Below are 19,203 nucleotides of genomic sequence, written 5' to 3'. Positions count from 1 at the left end.
CAACACTGAAAGCTGAGACTGAAGCTGTTTATTAAAATAAAGTTTTTAGGATTTATACCCGTAACCCGTTCCGATTTTTTACTTAAGCCTAGAAGGTTGGTAATTAGCACTTCAAAATTGACGTTTGAAGTTTAGAGAAGTAATCCGTGGTAGTGACTTGATGGTTTTACTCTTTTTAAAGAGAAGGTTATAAGTTAAAATCAATTTTTTAATTGCAGATAAATCAATAGTAAAAACTATGATGAATAATAGAAATAATAAAGATAAAAATCCAGTAAAAAGATTTAACAAAATCTCAATTGGATTAGCTTCACCAGAATCTATCTTGAAAGAGTCAAGAGGAGAGGTGTTGAAACCTGAAACAATTAACTACAGAACTCACAAACCAGAGCGTGATGGACTTTTCTGCGAAAGAATCTTCGGACCTGTTAAGGATTTTGAGTGTGCTTGTGGTAAATATAAAAGAATTCGTTACAAAGGTATCATCTGTGACCGTTGTGGTGTTGAAGTTACTGAGAAAAAAGTACGCCGTGACAGAGTAGGACACATCAACCTTGTTGTGCCAATTGCTCATATCTGGTATTTCCGTTCTCTTCCAAACAAAATTGGTTATATCCTTGGTCTTCCATCTAAGAAATTAGATATGATCATTTACTATGAAAGATACGTAGTAATCCAGGCTGGTATTGCTAAAAATGCAGACGGAGAATCATTACAAAGATTAGATTTCTTAACTGAAGAAGAATATTTGAATATTTTAGATACTCTTCCACAGGAAAACCAATATTTAGATGATTTAGATCCTAATAAATTTGTTGCCAAAATGGGAGCAGAATGTATTATGGATTTATTAGCTCGTATTGACTTGGATGCTTTATCTTATGAATTAAGACACAGCGCTAACAACGAAACATCTAAACAACGTAAAACTGAAGCTTTAAAAAGATTACAAGTTGTTGAGTCTTTCCGTGAGTCTAACTTAAACCGCGAAAACCGTCCTGAATGGATGATTATGAAAGTGGTTCCTGTTATTCCACCAGAATTACGTCCGCTTGTGCCGCTTGATGGAGGTCGTTTTGCAACTTCAGATTTAAATGACTTATATCGTCGTGTAATCATCCGTAACAACCGTTTAAAAAGATTAATGGAGATTAAAGCTCCGGAAGTTATCTTAAGAAACGAAAAACGTATGTTGCAAGAATCTGTAGATTCATTATTTGATAACACTCGTAAAGCTTCTGCAGTTAAAACAGAATCTAACAGACCATTAAAATCATTATCAGATTCCTTAAAAGGTAAGCAAGGACGTTTCCGTCAAAACTTACTTGGAAAACGTGTAGATTATTCTGCTCGTTCGGTAATTGTTGTTGGTCCTGAATTAAAATTATTCGAATGCGGATTGCCAAAAGATATGGCATCTGAATTATACAAACCTTTTGTGATCCGTAAATTGATTGAAAGAGGTATTGTTAAAACAGTAAAATCTGCTAAGAAAATTATAGATAAAAAAGAGCCTGTAGTTTGGGATATCCTTGAAAACGTAATTAAAGGTCACCCGGTATTACTTAACCGTGCTCCTACGTTACACAGACTTGGTATTCAAGCTTTTCAGCCAAAATTAATTGAAGGAAAAGCGATCCAATTGCACCCATTAGTATGTACGGCTTTCAACGCCGATTTTGATGGGGATCAGATGGCAGTTCACTTGCCATTAGGACCAGAGGCTATTTTAGAGGCACAATTATTAATGTTGGCTTCTCACAATATCTTGAACCCTGCAAATGGTGCTCCAATTACTGTACCTTCTCAGGATATGGTCTTGGGTCTATATTATATGACCAAAGAACGTATCTCAACACCAGAACATGTAATTTTAGGTCAAGACTTAACTTTCTATTCTGCTGAAGAAGTAAACATTGCATTAAACGAAGGAAGATTAGAATTGAATGCTCGTGTTAGAATTAGAGCAAAAGATTTTAATGATGCTGGAGAATTAGTGTACAAAATCATTCAAACTACTGCCGGACGTGTATTATTTAACGAAGTAGTACCTGAAGCAGCTGGATATATCAATGATGTATTGACTAAGAAAAACCTTAGAGATATTATCGGACACATTTTAAGTGTGACTGATGTACCTACAACTGCGGCTTTCTTGGACAATATGAAAGATATGGGTTATAAATTTGCATTTAGAGGAGGTTTATCATTCTCTTTAGGCGATATTAGAATTCCAGAACAAAAAACTAAATTGATTGCTGATGCCAGAGAACAAGTTGAAGGTATCTCAATTAACTATAATATGGGTCTTATTACTAATAACGAACGTTACAACCAAGTTATTGACGTATGGACTTCAGCAAATGCTCAGTTGACAGAATTAGCAATGAAAAATATTAGAGAAGACCAACAAGGTTTCAACTCTGTATATATGATGCTTGACTCTGGGGCGAGGGGTTCTAAGGAACAAATTCGTCAGTTAACTGGTATGCGTGGTTTGATGGCTAAGCCTAAAAAATCTACTGCTGGTGGTGGTGAGATTATTGAAAACCCTATTCTTTCTAACTTTAAGGAAGGTCTTTCGATCCTTGAGTACTTTATTTCTACTCACGGTGCTCGTAAAGGACTTGCGGATACGGCTCTTAAAACGGCCGATGCTGGTTACTTGACAAGAAGACTTCATGACGTTTCCCAAGATGTTATCGTAAACATCGAAGATTGTGGAACTCTAAGAGGTGTTGAAGTTTCTGCATTGAAGAAAAATGAGGAAATCGTTGAATCATTAGGAGAAAGAATTTTAGGACGTGTTGCTTTGCAAGATGTTATAAATCCACTTACTAATGAAGTAATGGTTGAATCTGGTAAACAAATTACTGAAGCAATTATGAGAACTATCGAAGCTTCTCCAATTGAAAAAGTAGAAGTTAGATCTCCATTAACTTGTGAGGCTTTAAAAGGTATTTGTGCTAAATGTTACGGTAGAAACTTAGCTACTGGTAAGATGACACAAAGAGGTGAAGCTGTCGGAGTTATTGCAGCTCAATCTATTGGAGAGCCAGGTACACAGTTAACACTTCGTACGTTCCACGTTGGAGGGGTTGCTGGAGGTATTTCTGAAGAATCTAGTATTGTTACAAGATTCAACGGTAGACTTGAAATTGAAGATTTAAAAACTGTTAAAGGTGAGGACAGCGAAGGTAATGCGGTTGATATCGTAGTATCACGTTCAACTGAATTAAAATTAGTTGACGAAAAAACTGGAATCGTTTTAAATACACACAATATTCCTTACGGATCTAGTATTTTCGTTAAGGATGGTGAAGTAGTTACTAAAGGATCTGTGATCTGTAAATGGGATCCATATAATGGTGTAATTGTTTCTGAATTTACTGGTAAGATTGCTTACGAGGATTTAGAGCAAGGACAATCATTCATGGTTGAAATCGATGAGCAGACAGGTTTCCAAGAAAAAGTAATTTCTGAAGCGAGAAACAAAAAATTAATTCCAACTTTATTGGTTTACGGTAAAGAAGGCGAATTGATTCGTTCGTATAACTTACCAGTAGGAGCCCACCTTATGGTTGAGAACGGGGAGAAAATTAAAGCAGGTAAAGTATTAGTAAAAATTCCACGTCGTTCTTCTAAAGCAGGCGATATCACGGGAGGTTTACCAAGAATTACTGAGTTGCTTGAGGCTCGTAACCCTTCGAACCCAGCGGTTGTTTCTGAAATTGACGGTGTTGTTTCTTTTGGAAAAATCAAAAGAGGTAACCGCGAAATTGTTATCGAATCTAAATTTGGTGAGATTAAAAAGTATTTAGTTAAACTTTCTAGCCAAATCTTAGTTCAGGAAAATGACTTCGTAAGAGCGGGAGTTCCATTGTCTGATGGTGCAATTACACCAGATGACATTTTAAGAATTCAAGGTCCAGCTGCTGTTCAACAGTACTTGGTAAATGAAATTCAAGAGGTATACCGTTTACAAGGGGTAAAAATTAATGACAAGCACTTTGAGGTAGTTATTCGTCAAATGATGCGTAAAGTAAGAGTTCAAGATCCAGGAGATACATTATTCTTAGAAGATCAATTAATTCACACTAAAGACTTTATCGTTCAAAATGATAAGTTATATGGTATGAAAGTAGTTGAAGACGCTGGAGATTCTGCTGTATTGAAACCAGGTCAGATTATTTCGCCTCGTGATTTACGTGATGAAAACTCATTGTTGAAACGAACTGATAAAAATCTAGTTGTAGCTAGAGACGTAATTACTGCCACTGCAACGCCAGTTTTACAAGGTATTACAAGAGCTTCGCTACAAACTAAATCATTCATCTCTGCTGCTTCTTTCCAAGAAACAACAAAAGTACTTAACGAAGCTGCAGTAGCTGGTAAAGTAGATGATTTAGAAGGATTAAAAGAAAATGTAATTGTTGGACACAGAATTCCTGCGGGAACTGGTATGAGAGAATACGATAACACTATCGTAGGTTCTAAAGACGATTACAATGAAATGATGGCTAATAAAGAAGAATATATTTATTAATTAGGAAACTATGAGTAATCCGAAACAACAACAAGAGCAGATTAACATTGAGTTAGATGAAACTATTGCAGAAGGAATTTATTCTAATCTAGCAATTATAAATCACTCCTCATCAGAGTTTGTTTTAGATTTTGTGAGCATTATGCCCGGTATTCCTAAAGCCAAGGTAAAGTCAAGAATTGTCTTGACACCGCAACATGCTAAAAGATTATTGCGTGCGATAGGTGAAAATATTCATCGATTTGAAGCCGCTCATGGCGAAATCAAAGAGACAGAACAAGCACCAATACCGCTTAATTTTGGTCCGGCAGGACAAGCATAAATTATTAAAAGCCCCAGTAATGGGGCTTTTTTTATTTGGATGCACAATGAAGTAAATGCTCTTTAACGGATTATTTTTACTTTCGTCGACTAAATTTCATTTCATCCTTTTAATATTTTACTTTTAATGATTCCTAAAAAGATTAATTTTTGAAATATAATAACTTAGTATGGTTAATTTAATTCAAGTTAATAAAAAAGCGCTAGTGATAAACTAGCGCTTTTTTTGATTTATTGTTTCCTGAAATTATATTTAATTTTTATAATGAAAAATAATTTTTAAATTCTTCCAACCTTTTTATGAAAAATGTACTCTATATAAGTAATAAGCAGTGTGATAAATGCTTTTAACTTAAAAAAGTGCAACATGAAAAAGAAATTCACCTTAGAAATAGCAAATCCTTGTTCTGAAAATTTTGATAAAATGATTCCGAACGTAAATGGTTCATTTTGTAACTCCTGCATGAAAAATGTAATTGATTTAAGCAAGAAAACAAATTCTGAGGTTGCTAAATTCATTGCGGAATCTAAAGATAAAAATATTTGTGCAAGATTAAAAGTTACGCAATTGAATGAACAGTTTGAGCATAATGAAATATCTAAAATAAATAATTTTAAATATGCTGCAGTGGCCGCATCTGTTTTATTAACGTCAAGTATTATTGGGCAAGAAAAAACACCAGTACAAACTGAAATCAATGCTCCACAATTAAACAATGACATTGTAGGTAAGATTGCTTTGAATCCCGATGTGGAGAAAGAGGTTTTGATAGTTGTTAAAGGAAAATTATTAGAAAGCAAATCCAATAAACCACTTGACGGAAAAGCATATCCTAATTTAATGCTTTCTATTAATGGCTCAAAAAATACAGTAAAAATAAATTCTCAAACAGGAGCGTTTTCAATTCCGGTAAAAGTTCTAAAAAGCAGTAATACTCTTGAGATCACTATTACAGGAGATGATTATTATCTTTCGAAAACTATTCCTTTTACAATCAAATCTGTTAAGAATAAGATACTATTGCAAAATATAATTGTTGCAGAAGAGGAGATCTCCAGAATTATGATTGCAGGCGGATTAGGAATTAATTATATTCCACAAAAGTAATAATGTGAAAATAGAGGGAAGTATTTTGAAAATGAACAAATAAAAAAGACCGTTTAAAATTTTTAAACGGTCTTTTTTATTTGTTTTAAATCAGATTAATCAAACTCAGAAGTAAAAAATAATTTTACACTAGGATATTTATTTTGCGTCATTTGAATTGTAAAGTCAGAATCAGCTAAAAATACCAATTGGCCATATTTATCGTGAGCTAAGAATTTTTGTTTGATACGTTTAAATTCTTTAAATTCATCATTTTTTGCATCATCAGGTTTTACCCAGCAAGCTTTATGAACAGGGAAATTTTCATAAGTACATTTTGCACCATATTCATGCTCTAAACGGTATTGAATTACCTCATATTGAAGCGCTCCAACTGTACCAATTATTTTACGGTTGTTCATTTCTAAGGTAAATAACTGAGCAACACCCTCGTCCATTAATTGATCAACACCTTTATCCAATTGCTTTGCTTTCATTGGATCAGCGTTATTGATGTATCTAAAGTGCTCTGGAGAGAAACTTGGAATTCCTTTAAAACTCATAATTTCGCCTTCAGTTAAAGTATCACCAATTTTAAAGTTTCCTGTATCGTGCAAACCAACAATATCACCTGGATACGAAATGTCTACGATTTCTTTTTTCTCAGCAAAAAAGGCATTTGGACTAGAAAATTTTAAATTTTTCTTCTGGCGTACGTGATAGTAAGGTTTATTTCTTTCAAAAGTTCCCGAAACAATTTTGATAAATGCTAAACGATCTCTATGTTTTGGATCCATATTGGCATGTATTTTAAATACAAAACCGGTCATCTTTTCTTCTTTCGGGTCAACTAAACGAGTTTCAGAATCTTTTGGTCTTGGAGAAGGAGCGATCGTAACGAAACAATCTAATAATTCACGAACTCCAAAATTATTTAAAGCTGATCCAAAAAACACAGGCTGAATTTTTCCGTCTAGATAATCCTGACGTTCAAATTTAGGATATACTTCATCGATTAATTCTAATTCTTCACGAAGTTTCTCTGCTGCTTTTTGACCAACAATTTTATCTAATTCTGGATTGTTTTGAACATCAGAAAAAGCAATTGTTTCTTCTATATTTTTACGGCTGTCTCCACTAAAAAGATTAATGTTTTGCTCCCAAAGATTATAAATTCCTTGAAAATCATAACCCATTCCGATAGGGAAACTTAAAGGCGTAACGGTTAGACCAAGTTTTTGTTCTACTTCGTCCATTAAGTCAAAAGCATCTTTTCCTTCACGGTCTAATTTGTTGATGAAAACAATCATCGGAATGTTACGCATTCTACAAACAGCAACCAATTTTTCAGTTTGTTCCTCGACCCCTTTTGCAACGTCAATAACAACGATTACACTATCAACTGCTGTTAAGGTTCTAAAAGTATCTTCGGCAAAATCCTTGTGTCCCGGAGTATCAAGAATATTGATTTTTTTGTCTTTATAATTAAAAGCAAGTACAGATGTTGAAACCGAAATACCTCTCTGGCGCTCGATTTCCATAAAGTCACTTGTTGCTCCTTTTTTAATCTTATTGTTTTTTACGGCTCCCGCTTCTTGAATAGCTCCTCCAAACAACAATAATTTTTCTGTTAATGTTGTTTTACCGGCATCAGGATGCGATATAATTCCAAATGTTCTTCTGCGTTGTATTTCTTTTAAAAAGCTCATATTTTGTATAAATAGGTTGCAAAAGTACTATTAATTACGGCTTAATAAAAATATTCACTTCTATAATTTAGAAGTCTTTAGATTTATAAAATGAAATTTTAAGATAAAAAATAAGGCTGTTTTGTAGAACAGCCTTAAATTATGATTTTTAATTTATTGATTGATTGACCAAACTGAGTATCCTTTAGGCGGACATTGAATTTTTACCCATTTATCAGCTTGGGTAGTTGGATACCAAGTTGAATTTCCGGTAAAATCTTTAATTTGAGTATTGGCCCAATTGGTCTGAATCCATCTTTCTTGCCAAACATCTGAATTGTTGATGTAAACTACTAATCCAGGATTTCCGTTATAACCATTTCTTCTGGCAAGATATTCATCATTGTCTGAATACAAAATTGATGTTGTTCCTGTCGCTTTGTTGTTATGAATCCAGATAAGATTATTTAATTTGGTTTTATCCAGCCATTCCTCATAATCTCTATAGAAAATTGTTGGATAACCTTCATGTGTCAAAATATAAGAGTAAGCCAATAATTTGTTTGAAATCTCATCAGTATCATGATTGGTAACAAAAGTAACAGCCTTATAAGGATTTCTCTTCCACATCATATCATCATTTAATAGAGCCAGATTATTTCCGTCAAATGCATCATTCATTTTATAATAACAAGCGAAATCAAACACAGAACTGTTTGCATTATTTGCCCAGTCATTTAGTACGTTTACATTAGAATCCCATAATTCACCTACAGAAAATCCACCAACATTTGCATTCCATGCGTTAACTACCCAAGCGCCAAAACCTTTAACATAATCAAATCTCCAGCCATCAAATTTCATTGTGTTTTTGTAATATTTACCAACTCCGTCAGCTCTTATCCACAGCCAGTCTTTTACATACGGATCAGCGTGGCATAAATCAGGAAATCCTCCAAAAGAACCTTCATCGTTATTTCCGTAGCTGTTTTTATAGAAGTTTACATACGTACGTTTGAATTTTCCTGAAGCAACTCCATTAAAATTAGTCCAAGTATTAGTTCCAGTAAAAGGATTCGCTTCTGATTGTCCTCCGCTATTGTGATTAATTACAATATCCGCATATACTTTCATGTTTTCTGTATGCGCTTTTGTAATCAAACTAACTAATTCAGTTTTAGATCCGAATCGTGTTTCTGTCGTTCCATTTTGATTGTAATCTCCAAAATCAAAATAATCTGTTGGGTCATATCCCATAGAAAATGCACCATTTTGTGCTTTTGATGCAGGTGGCAGCCATATTGAGCCAATTCCCGCATCTGACCATGCTGTTACTTTGCTGCTTACAGTATTCCACCAATTTCCTCCGGCAGGAACATCCCAATAGAAAGCCTGCATCATAACACCGCCTCCGGGATTGTCAACGTATTTGCCTGTCAAAGAAGTTTTTGTTTCTCCTGTGCTAAAAGGTTTTCCGTCGTGATGTGTAACGTTGATAATTTCAAATTTTTGGCTTTCAGCTTTTGTGTCAGTTTCGTTCATTTCATTTTGCGAGCAAGAACATAATAATGCTGTCATCGCGGCCATTAAATAAATTTTGGCATTTGGTTTTTTCATAATAGGTTTGGTTAAGGTTAGATAATAAAGTTGTAATTCAGTAATTTTTAACGGTATAAAAGAAGAAATTCTCAGTTTTAACCATTGTAAATTATTAATTACGCATCTAAAGTATGAGTTTTTTGAATTACTTCATTTTTATAAGAAAATATTTATACAACGAAAACGTTGTAGTGTTAAAAACTTTTTTTTAATTACTTAATAATTAGGTTTTTGATTTTTTCAGTAATTTTTGAAGAATGCATTTTAAAAGGAATATGAATAGTTTGAAATTGTTCTTTCGATAAATAATTTATTTAAATGAAGTTTGTTTTACAGATTTTAGGATCTATCCCCATATAATTTTTTGTTAATAGTATGGGCAATAGTTGTATTATGTAATTGAATTGTTATTTTTGTTCGTTATAAGTTAAAAAGAACTAGATCTTAATTATTTAGTGTTTTTAGAATAAATTCTAAAACTATCATAATAGTAAGTTTATGAGTAAGAAGAGAGAATTCTAAGCAAGATCTTTACATTAAAATTAAATTTAAAATAATGTTATTAAAAAAATTACAGCTAAAAACAATTGATTTCAAGTTAGTATTGACAATGTGTTTTTTACTTTTTTTCAACTTAATGGTTTCGGCTCAGGAAATTATTAAGGATGTTGTAGCTGAGAAACCAGCTGAAGTTCCTTCTGGACAGAAGCAAAAAATCGATGGTATCATTGCTACTGTTGGAGATTATATTGTTTTAGATTCTGACATTGATAAAGGATTTTTAGAAATTTCTGCCCAAGGAGGAAGTGTAAAAGATATTACAAGATGCCAAATGCTTGGTAAACTTTTAGAGGATAAATTATATGCTCACCAAGCGATTCAGGACAGTATTGTTGTGAGTGATGCTGAAGTAAGAAGCATGATGGAAGACCGTTTAAACTACATGGTAAAACAGGTTGGAGACATTAATAAAGTAGTTGAATACTATAAGAAAAGCTCTGTTGAAGAATTTAAAACTTATTTTGCTGATATCTTAAAAGAGCAAAAATTGTCTTCTGAAATGCAGAAAAAAATTGTAGATGGAGTAGAAATTACACCAGAAGAAGTTCGTAATTTCTTTAAAAAAATACCAAAAGATGAATTGCCAACTTTTGGAGCAGAAATGGAAGTAGCGCAAATTGTTATCGAACCTAAAGTTTCTAAAGAAGACAAACAAAAAGTAATTGACAGATTAAATGCTATTAGAAAAGATGTTTTAGAGGGATCTAGTTTTGCTACAAAAGCAGTTCTATATTCTCAGGACCCAGGATCTTCTTCTAATGGAGGTTATTATAAAATGACTAGAAGAACGCCTTTTGTTAAAGAGTTTAAAGATGTTGCTTTTAGTTTGCAAGAAGGAGAAATTTCACAGCCTTTTGAAACTAATTTTGGTTACCATATTATTATGGTCGATAAAATTAAAGGTCAGGAAGTTGAATTGCGTCATATTTTAATATCGCCAACGGTAACTGACGATGCTCTAAAAGAAGCTAAAGAAAGAGCAATCAATATTAGAAAGAAGATTGAAAATAAAGAAATTACTTTTGCAGATGCGGCAAGAACTGAATCTGACGAAAAAGAAACGAAAGCCAACGGAGGAACTTTGATAAATCCGAATACACAGGATACTCGTTTTGAATTGACTAAAATGGATCCAACATTATACAGTCAAGTTTCAAATTTAAAAGATACCGAAGTATCTCAGCCGATTTTAAATACAGACGAAAAATCAAAAAAAACGTATAAGTTGATTACTGTTACCAATAGAATTGATGAACACGTAGCTGATTATGCTAAAGATTACACAAAAATTAAAGAATTAGCATTGAAAGAAAAGCAAATTAATGCAATTGGAAAATGGTTCGATACTAAGATTAAAGATACTTACATTAAAATTATTGGAGAATACAGAGATTGTGCTTTTACAAACAATTGGTTGAAAAAATAATTTTTATTAAATAAATAAAAAGAGTTAGTTTTATGAATTCATAGAGCTAACTCTTTTTAAATTTAAAAACATACTTAAATGTCTGACGTAGCAGCAATTCAAAATTTAGTTCAAAAACGAAACGAACTAAAATCAGAAATAGCAAAAATAATAGTAGGCCAAGATGCAGTTGTAGATCAAATTTTACTTTGTATATTTTCAGGAGGACACGCTCTTTTAATTGGTGTTCCGGGTTTGGCAAAAACTTTAATGATTAATACTCTGTCTCAAGCTTTAGGTTTAGATTTTAAAAGAATTCAGTTTACGCCAGATTTAATGCCTTCCGATATTTTAGGAAGTGAAATTCTAGATGAAAACAGACAGTTTAAATTTATAAAAGGGCCTATTTTTTCAAACATCATTTTAGCAGATGAGATTAATAGAACACCACCAAAAACACAAGCAGCTTTGCTTGAAGCAATGCAGGAACGTTCAGTAACTATTGCTGGGCAAAACTATAAATTAGATTTGCCTTATTTTGTATTAGCAACTCAAAACCCAATTGAGCAGGAAGGAACCTATCCGTTGCCTGAAGCGCAATTAGACCGTTTTATGTTTGCTATTAAATTAGAATATCCAAGTTTTGAAGAAGAAGTGCAAGTTGTAAAACGCACAACATCTGATACAAAAACAACTATTAATCCGTTGTTTTCAGCACAAGAAATTATCAATTTTCAACATTTAATCCGCAGAATTCCTGTAGCTGATAATGTTATTGAATATGCTGTAACTTTAGTAAGTAAAACGCGTCCGGATAACAAGTTATCTAATGATTTTGTAAAAAACTATTTAGATTGGGGAGCAGGGCCAAGAGCGTCTCAAAACTTAATTTTAGCGGCTAAAGCACATGCTGCTTTTAATGGTAAATTCTCACCAGATATAGAAGATGTAAAAGCGGTTGCAACCGGAATTTTACGCCACAGAATTATTAAAAATTACAAAGCCGACGCTGAAGGAATTACAGAAGAAATAATTATTCAGAAGTTGATGTAGAAATATAAAAGTTCATTTTTAAAAGCCTAGTAATTTAAATTTGCTAGGCTTTTATATTTGATAAAAACAATTTTTAAATTGATCCTAAAAAATCATGTTTACTACTGCTTAACATGCCAACTATAACGTTATAAATTCTAATTTAGAAAGATTCTTCATGAAAACAGGAGTAAAATCCCACTTCTTTTATAACGTTAAATTCCGACTTTGTTAAAGAAAAGATTTTAAAATATCAATAATTCATTTTTTTAATACAAAAATGATATTTTGACAAAAACAAGCAGTGAAAATCGTTTTTTAGCAATAATAATTTTTGAAAAGGCGACTTCTATTATATTATTTTTAATTATCGTCTTTAATGTTTAAATTTGCGTCAAAAAAATAAATCTGCCTTAATTATGAATATTTATCAGGATTATATCCAAGAAATTGAAGAACGCAAAACCCAAGGGCTTCATCCAAAACCAATTGATGGCGCTGAATTATTAAGCGAAATTATTGCTCAAATTAAAGATCTGAATAACGAGTACAGAGATGATTCTCTTAAATTTTTTATTTATAATGTTGTACCGGGAACCACTAGTGCTGCCGGTGTAAAATCTAAATTTTTAAAGGAAATTATTCTTGGTGAATCTGTAGTAAAAGAGATAACACCTGCATTTGCTTTTGAGTTGTTATCACATATGAAAGGCGGATCTTCGATCGAAGTTTTACTAGATTTAGCTTTAGGGAATGATGCAGCAATTGCAAAAGAAGCAGCAAATGTTCTTAAATCACAAGTTTACCTTTATGAGGCAGACACTGACCGCTTAAAGGAAGCATTTAAAAATGATAACGCAATAGCTAGAGAGATTCTTGAAAGCTATGCAAAAGCAGAATTTTTTACAAAACTGCCAGATGTAGCTGAAGAAATTAAAGTAGTAACTTATATCGCTGGTGAAGGAGACATTTCGACAGATTTGCTATCTCCAGGTAACCAAGCTCACTCACGTTCAGACCGTGAACTTCACGGTAAATGTATGATCACTCCTCAAGCGCAAGACGAAATAAAGATGCTGCAAGCGCAATATCCTGATGCAAGTGTAATGCTTATTGCTGAAAAAGGTACAATGGGTGTTGGTTCATCAAGAATGTCAGGCGTTAACAATGTAGCGCTTTGGACTGGTAAACAAGCAAGTCCATATGTTCCATTTATTAATATTGCTCCAATTGTTGCAGGAACAAATGGTATTTCTCCAATTTTCCTAACAACTGTTGATGTTACTGGCGGTATTGGTTTAGACCTTAAAAACTGGGTTAAAAAACTGGATGCAAATGGTGATATTATTCGCAACGAAAATAATGAACCTATTCTAGAAGAAGCATATTCTGTTGCTACCGGAACTGTTCTTACCATAAACACTAAAACAAAAAAACTATATAACGGTGATCAAGAGTTAATTGACATTTCTAAGGCGTTTACTCCTCAGAAAATGGAATTTATTAAAGCTGGAGGATCATACGCAATTGTATTTGGTAAAAAACTTCAAACATTAGCTGCTAAAATTTTAGATATCGAAGCTCCTCTTGTTTTTGCTCCATCAAAAGAAATTTCTATTGAAGGACAAGGTCTTACAGCAGTTGAAAAAATCTTCAACAGAAATGCTGTTGGTGTACCTGCAGGTAAAGTATTGCACGCGGGATCTGATGTTCGTGTAGAAGTTAATATTGTAGGTTCGCAAGATACGACTGGTCTTATGACTGCTCAGGAATTGGAGTCTATGGCGGCTACAGTTATTTCGCCAATCGTTGATGGTGCATATCAATCTGGTTGTCATACAGCTTCAGTTTGGGATAAAAAAGCTCAGGCAAATATTCCAAAATTGATGAAATTTATGAATGATTTTGGTTTAATCACGGCACGTGACCCGAAAGCGATTTATCATTCAATGACTGACGTAATTCACAAGGTTTTAAATGATATTACAATAGATGAGTGGGCTATCATTATTGGTGGTGACTCTCATACAAGAATGTCTAAAGGTGTTGCTTTTGGTGCTGACTCAGGAACTGTTGCTTTGGCGCTTGCTACAGGTGAGGCTTCAATGCCAATTCCAGAATCAGTGAAAGTAACTTTTATTGGAGAAATGAAAGGTTTTATGGACTTCCGTGATGTGGTTCATTCAACACAATCTCAAATGCTTAAGAAATTTGGTGGTGAGAACGTATTTCAAGGAAGAATTATTGAAGTTCATCTGGGAACTCTTACTGCTGACCAGGCATTTACTTTTACAGACTGGACTGCAGAAATGAAAGCAAAAGCTTCTATCTGTATTTCTGAAGATGATACTTTGATTGAATCTTTAGAGATTGCAAAAGGAAGAATCCAGATTATGATCGATAAGGGAATGGACAATCATAAACAAGTTCTCCAAGGTTTGATTAATAAAGCGGATAAAAGAATTTCTGAAATAAAATCAGCTGAAAAACCAGCTTTAACTCCAGATGCAAATGCGAAGTATTATGCAGAGGTTGTTATTGATCTTGATCAGATTGTAGAGCCAATGATTGCTGACCCAGACGTAAATAATGCTGATGTTTCTAAGCGATACACTCACGATACCATCAGACCTTTATCTTTCTATGGTGGAGAGAAAAAAGTGGATCTTGGATTTATCGGTTCTTGTATGGTTCACAAAGGAGATATGAAGATTTTAGCTCAGATGCTTAAAAATATAGAAGATTTACATGGTAAAGTTGAGTTTAAAGCTCCGCTTGTAGTGGCGCCTCCAACTTATAACATCGTAGATGAACTTAAAGCTGAAGGGGACTGGGAAGTTTTACAAAGATACTCAGGTTTTGAATTTGATGATAACGCTCCAAAAGGCGCTGCACGTACTGAATATGAAAACATGTTGTATTTAGAGCGTCCAGGCTGTAACCTTTGTATGGGTAATCAGGAAAAAGCATCAAAAGGAGATACTGTAATGGCAACTTCAACTCGTCTTTTCCAAGGAAGAGTCGTAGAAGATACTGAAGGTAAAAAAGGAGAATCATTGCTTTCGTCTACACCAGTTGTAGTGTTGTCTACTATTCTAGGCAGAACTCCTACTATGGAAGAATATGTAACAGCAGTAGAAGGTATCAATCTAACTAGATTTGCTCCTTCTAATAAGCAGTTGGTTATGTAATCATACGATTATTTAATGATTAAATTAAAAAAGCCCGAGTATAAACTCGGGCTTTTGTTTTGTAGCTCCTCTCTTTTTTTGTACCTTGTGATGTTCAAAATAAAAAAAACAAAAAACAATTATAAACTTATGGCTTTTGATATTGAAATGATTAAAAAAGTGTATGAGAACATGCCAGGTCGTGTTGATAAAGCACGCGAGATTGTTGGTCGTCCACTTACTTTAACTGAGAAAATTTTGTACAATCACCTTTGGGATGGAGATCCAACTAAGGCGTTTGGAAGAGGAGTAGATTATGTTGATTTTGCTCCGGATCGTGTAGCATGCCAGGATGCAACTGCACAAATGGCATTATTGCAATTTATGCACGCTGGAAAGAAAACAGTTGCTGTTCCAACAACGGTTCACTGTGATCACTTGATTCAGGCAAAAGTAGATGCTGCAACCGATTTGGCTAGAGCAAAAACACAAAGTAACGAAGTTTTCGATTTCTTATCGTCAGTTTCTAATAAATACGGAATAGGTTTCTGGAAGCCAGGAGCTGGAATTATTCACCAAGTAGTACTGGAAAATTATGCTTTCCCAGGCGGAATGATGATTGGTACCGATTCTCACACTGTAAATGCAGGTGGTTTAGGAATGGTTGCTATTGGTGTTGGTGGAGCAGATGCCGTAGACGTTATGTCTGGTATGGCTTGGGAATTAAAATTTCCAAAATTAATTGGAGTAAAATTAACTGGTAAATTATCAGGATGGACTGCTCCAAAAGATGTTATCCTTAAAGTGGCTGGTATCTTAACCGTCAAAGGTGGTACAGGTGCAATCGTTGAATATTTTGGAGAAGGTGCAACTTCTATGTCTTGTACTGGTAAGGGAACTATTTGTAACATGGGTGCTGAAATTGGAGCTACAACTTCAACTTTTGGTTATGATGATTCTATGAGTCGTTATTTGCGTTCTACAAACAGAGCAGATGTTGCTGAAGCAGCTGATAAAGTAGCTTCTTACTTAACTGGAGATCCAGAAGTATATGCTGACCCAGAAAAATATTTTGATCAAGTTATTGAAATTAACTTAACTGAATTAGAGCCACATTTAAATGGACCTTTTACTCCAGATTTAGCTACTCCAATTTCTAAAATGAAAGAAGAAGCTATTAAAAACAACTGGCCATTACAAATTCAGGTTGGTTTGATTGGTTCATGTACAAACTCTTCTTATGAAGATATTGCTCGTGCTGCTTCTTTGGCAAGACAAGTAAGTGCTAAAAACTTAAAAACTAAATCGCAATTTACAATTACTCCAGGTTCTGAAGTAGTTCGTTATACAATTGAAAGAGACGGATTTATTGATACTTTCGAAAAAATCGGAGCTACCGTTTTTGCTAACGCCTGCGGACCTTGTATTGGTATGTGGGATAGAGAAGGAGCAGAGAAAGAAGAAAGAAATACTATCGTTCACTCTTTCAACCGTAACTTTTCAAAACGTGCAGATGGTAATCCAAACACTTTGGCTTTTGTAGGTTCTCCAGAATTGGTGACTGCTATGGCTATTTCTGGTGATTTAGGTTTCAATCCATTAACAGATACTCTAATCAACGAAGATGGAGAAGAAGTGATGCTTGACGCTCCAACAGGTGATGAATTGCCTCCAAAAGGATTTGATGCTAAAGATCCAGGTTTTCAGGCTCCGGCTGAAGATGGTTCAGGAGTTCAGGTTGCTGTAAGTCCAACATCAGATCGTTTGCAATTATTAGCTCCTTTTGATCCTTGGGATGGTAAAAATATTACGGGTGCCAAATTATTAATAAAAGCATTCGGAAAATGTACAACGGATCACATTTCTATGGCTGGACCATGGTTGCGTTTCCGCGGACATTTAGATAATATTTCTAACAATATGCTAATTGGTGCTGTAAATGCATTTAACCAAAAAACAAATTCAGTTAAAAACCAATTAACAGGTGAATATGATGCAGTTCCTGCTGTAGCTCGTGCATACAAAGCTGCAGGAGTTCCGTCTATCGTTGTGGGAGATCACAATTATGGTGAAGGTTCTTCTCGTGAGCATGCTGCAATGGAGCCGCGTTTCTTAGGTGTTAAAGCGGTATTAGTGAAATCTTTTGCTCGTATTCATGAAACCAACCTTAAAAAACAAGGGCTTTTAGGATTGACTTTTGCTAACGAAGCTGATTATGATAAAATTCAAGAGAACGATACTATTAATTTTACTGATTTAACTGAGTTCGCTCCAGGAAAGCCATTAACGTTAGAGTTTGTTCATGCAGATGGTACAAAAAGTATTATTTTAGCAAATCATACTTACAACGCTGGACAAATTGGCTGGTTCGTTGCAGGTTCTGCATTAAACTTAATTGCTGCTGGAAAAGCTTAATCTTTAAGATTTAATTATACAAAAAACGCTCTGTGAAAACAGAGCGTTTTTTATTTTTTGGCAATTGCTAATAAATCATTGTTTTACTGTCAAAATAACTTTAAGGTTGTTGAGGTGGGGCAAATTTGTTGTTAAAAAAAATGGTTTTTTTACTTTAAAAAGTTAAATTCGCCTATCAAGTAATAAAGTTGCTTTTTTTGAGTTTAAAATATAGGTATTGAACTTCAATAGAAGCTTAAATAAAATTGAATAAGGAATGGTTGTCAGGTTAATAATAGTATTGTTTTTTTTTAGTGCAGGGGTTTTTTCTCAAGAAAAATTTATCAAACACAAAATTTCAAAAGGAGAAAACCTTACTATAATTGCTAAAAAATACGGACTTAAACCAAAAGATATTACTGCAGCAAATCCTGATGCGCCTGCAATTCTAAAATTAAACTCGATTTTATTAATTCCTAATAACGAGAAAACAGTTGCTCCAAAACCTGCAGAAACTGTTGCAAACACTACTCCTAGTTTACACGAAGTTGAAGCCAAAGAAACACTTTGGGGAATCTCAAAAAAATACAATGTTTCTGTTGATGGCTTAATAAAAGCGAATCCTTCATTAGAAACGGAAGGATTAAAAATAGGGCAGCAAATTAACATTCCTTCTAATTCAACTGCAATTGAAGAAAAGCCTTTTGACGACCTTAAAATTGTAAATGTTGTAGAAGTCGTTGTAGAAGTTCAGCCCAAAGAAACCAAATACGCCATTGCAAAAAGATACGGAATGACAGTTGCCGAATTGGAGCGTCAAAATCCATTTATTAAAGGAAAATTGCCAGTTGGTTATCTTTTAAAAATTTTAACTACCAAACAAAAAGCAGACGCAGTACAAGCTTTGGCAGTAGCACAACCAATTAAGGATACGCTTTCAGTTCCAGTTCAGGTTGCAGATAATTCAGAAATTAAGAGAGACTCTTCGGCAGTAATACGAGTAAGCAATCACTCCGATTTAGTCAATCAATTAATTGTAAATGCAACTGAAAATATCGGAATCAGATATCGTTCAGGCGGTACTACAAAAGCAGGTTTTGACTGTTCAGGCTTAATGATTTGTACTTTTAGCAATTTCGATATTAAACTGCCAAGAAGTTCTATTGAGCAATCTCGAATCGGAATGAAAATAACTTCAACAGAAGCACAAAAAGGCGATTTGATTTTCTTTAAAACCAACGGAAGACACCAGATTAATCATGTCGGAATGGTTGTGGAAGTTTTAGATGGAGAAATAAAATTTGTGCATTCTTCTACTCACGGAGGCGTAATGATTTCTTCAACAAAAGAACCTTATTACGAAAGAGCTTTTTCTCAAGTAAATCGTATTTTGGACTAGT

The 19,203-nt window shown here is 33.9% G+C and carries 10 protein-coding genes; 8 read left to right on the top strand and 2 right to left on the bottom strand.

Annotated elements, in window-relative coordinates:
- The first annotated feature begins 238 nt into the window (after window positions 1-238).
- The 3 genes from rpoC to IRZ83_RS19180 all read left to right on the top strand — a co-directional run bounded on the left by rpoC (window position 239) and on the right by IRZ83_RS19180 (window position 5,975).
- Entirely contained in the window at window positions 239-4,546 is a 4,308-nt protein-coding gene (gene rpoC / locus IRZ83_RS19190; RefSeq protein ID WP_029273448.1) for a DNA-directed RNA polymerase subunit beta', read from the top strand.
- A gap of 10 nt (window positions 4,547-4,556) precedes the next feature.
- On the top strand, window positions 4,557-4,868 hold the full coding sequence (locus tag IRZ83_RS19185) for a DUF3467 domain-containing protein (RefSeq protein WP_012024017.1): 312 nt from the start codon (window positions 4,557-4,559) through the stop codon (window positions 4,866-4,868).
- Window positions 4,869-5,234: 366 nt separating this feature from the next.
- Window positions 5,235-5,975, top strand: a complete 741-nt coding sequence (locus IRZ83_RS19180) for a hypothetical protein (protein WP_194570750.1) — start codon at window positions 5,235-5,237, stop codon at window positions 5,973-5,975.
- A gap of 95 nt (window positions 5,976-6,070) precedes the next feature.
- On the opposite strand, the gene IRZ83_RS19175 is transcribed toward IRZ83_RS19180, so the two are convergent.
- The gene (locus IRZ83_RS19175) at window positions 6,071-7,663 is read right to left on the bottom strand and encodes a peptide chain release factor 3 (protein WP_029273450.1); all 1,593 of its coding nucleotides are present in this window, start codon (window positions 7,661-7,663) and stop codon (window positions 6,071-6,073) included.
- 153 nt (window positions 7,664-7,816) lie between these two features.
- A complete protein-coding gene (locus IRZ83_RS19170) occupies window positions 7,817-9,259 on the bottom strand; it encodes an alpha-amylase (RefSeq protein ID WP_194570749.1) in 1,443 nt (480 codons plus the stop codon).
- Window positions 9,260-9,797: 538 nt separating this feature from the next.
- On the opposite strand from IRZ83_RS19170, the gene IRZ83_RS19165 reads away from it, so the two are divergent.
- The 5 genes from IRZ83_RS19165 to IRZ83_RS19140 all read left to right on the top strand — a co-directional run bounded on the left by IRZ83_RS19165 (window position 9,798) and on the right by IRZ83_RS19140 (window position 19,202).
- Window positions 9,798-11,228 carry a peptidylprolyl isomerase gene (locus IRZ83_RS19165; RefSeq protein WP_194570748.1) on the top strand — a complete coding sequence of 477 codons (1,431 nt, stop codon included), beginning with the start codon at window positions 9,798-9,800 and terminating at the stop codon, window positions 11,226-11,228.
- Window positions 11,229-11,306: 78 nt separating this feature from the next.
- Entirely contained in the window at window positions 11,307-12,260 is a 954-nt protein-coding gene (locus IRZ83_RS19160; RefSeq protein WP_194570747.1) for an AAA family ATPase, read from the top strand.
- Window positions 12,261-12,658: 398 nt separating this feature from the next.
- The gene (locus IRZ83_RS19150; protein ID WP_029273454.1) at window positions 12,659-15,430 is read left to right on the top strand and encodes a bifunctional aconitate hydratase 2/2-methylisocitrate dehydratase; all 2,772 of its coding nucleotides are present in this window, start codon (window positions 12,659-12,661) and stop codon (window positions 15,428-15,430) included.
- Window positions 15,431-15,559: 129 nt separating this feature from the next.
- Window positions 15,560-17,824, top strand: coding sequence for an aconitate hydratase (locus tag IRZ83_RS19145; protein WP_194570746.1), 2,265 nt, complete (start codon window positions 15,560-15,562; stop codon window positions 17,822-17,824).
- A 256-nt stretch (window positions 17,825-18,080) separates the two neighbouring features.
- Complete coding sequence (locus tag IRZ83_RS19140; protein ID WP_194570745.1) at window positions 18,081-19,202, top strand: peptidoglycan endopeptidase; 1,122 nt, start codon at window positions 18,081-18,083, stop codon at window positions 19,200-19,202.
- Window position 19,203 lies beyond the last annotated feature (1 nt).

This window comes from Flavobacterium sp. JLP (genome assembly GCF_015350755.1).
Lineage (GTDB): Bacteria > Bacteroidota > Bacteroidia > Flavobacteriales > Flavobacteriaceae > Flavobacterium.
This window is presented reverse-complemented; position numbering and strand designations above follow the sequence as displayed.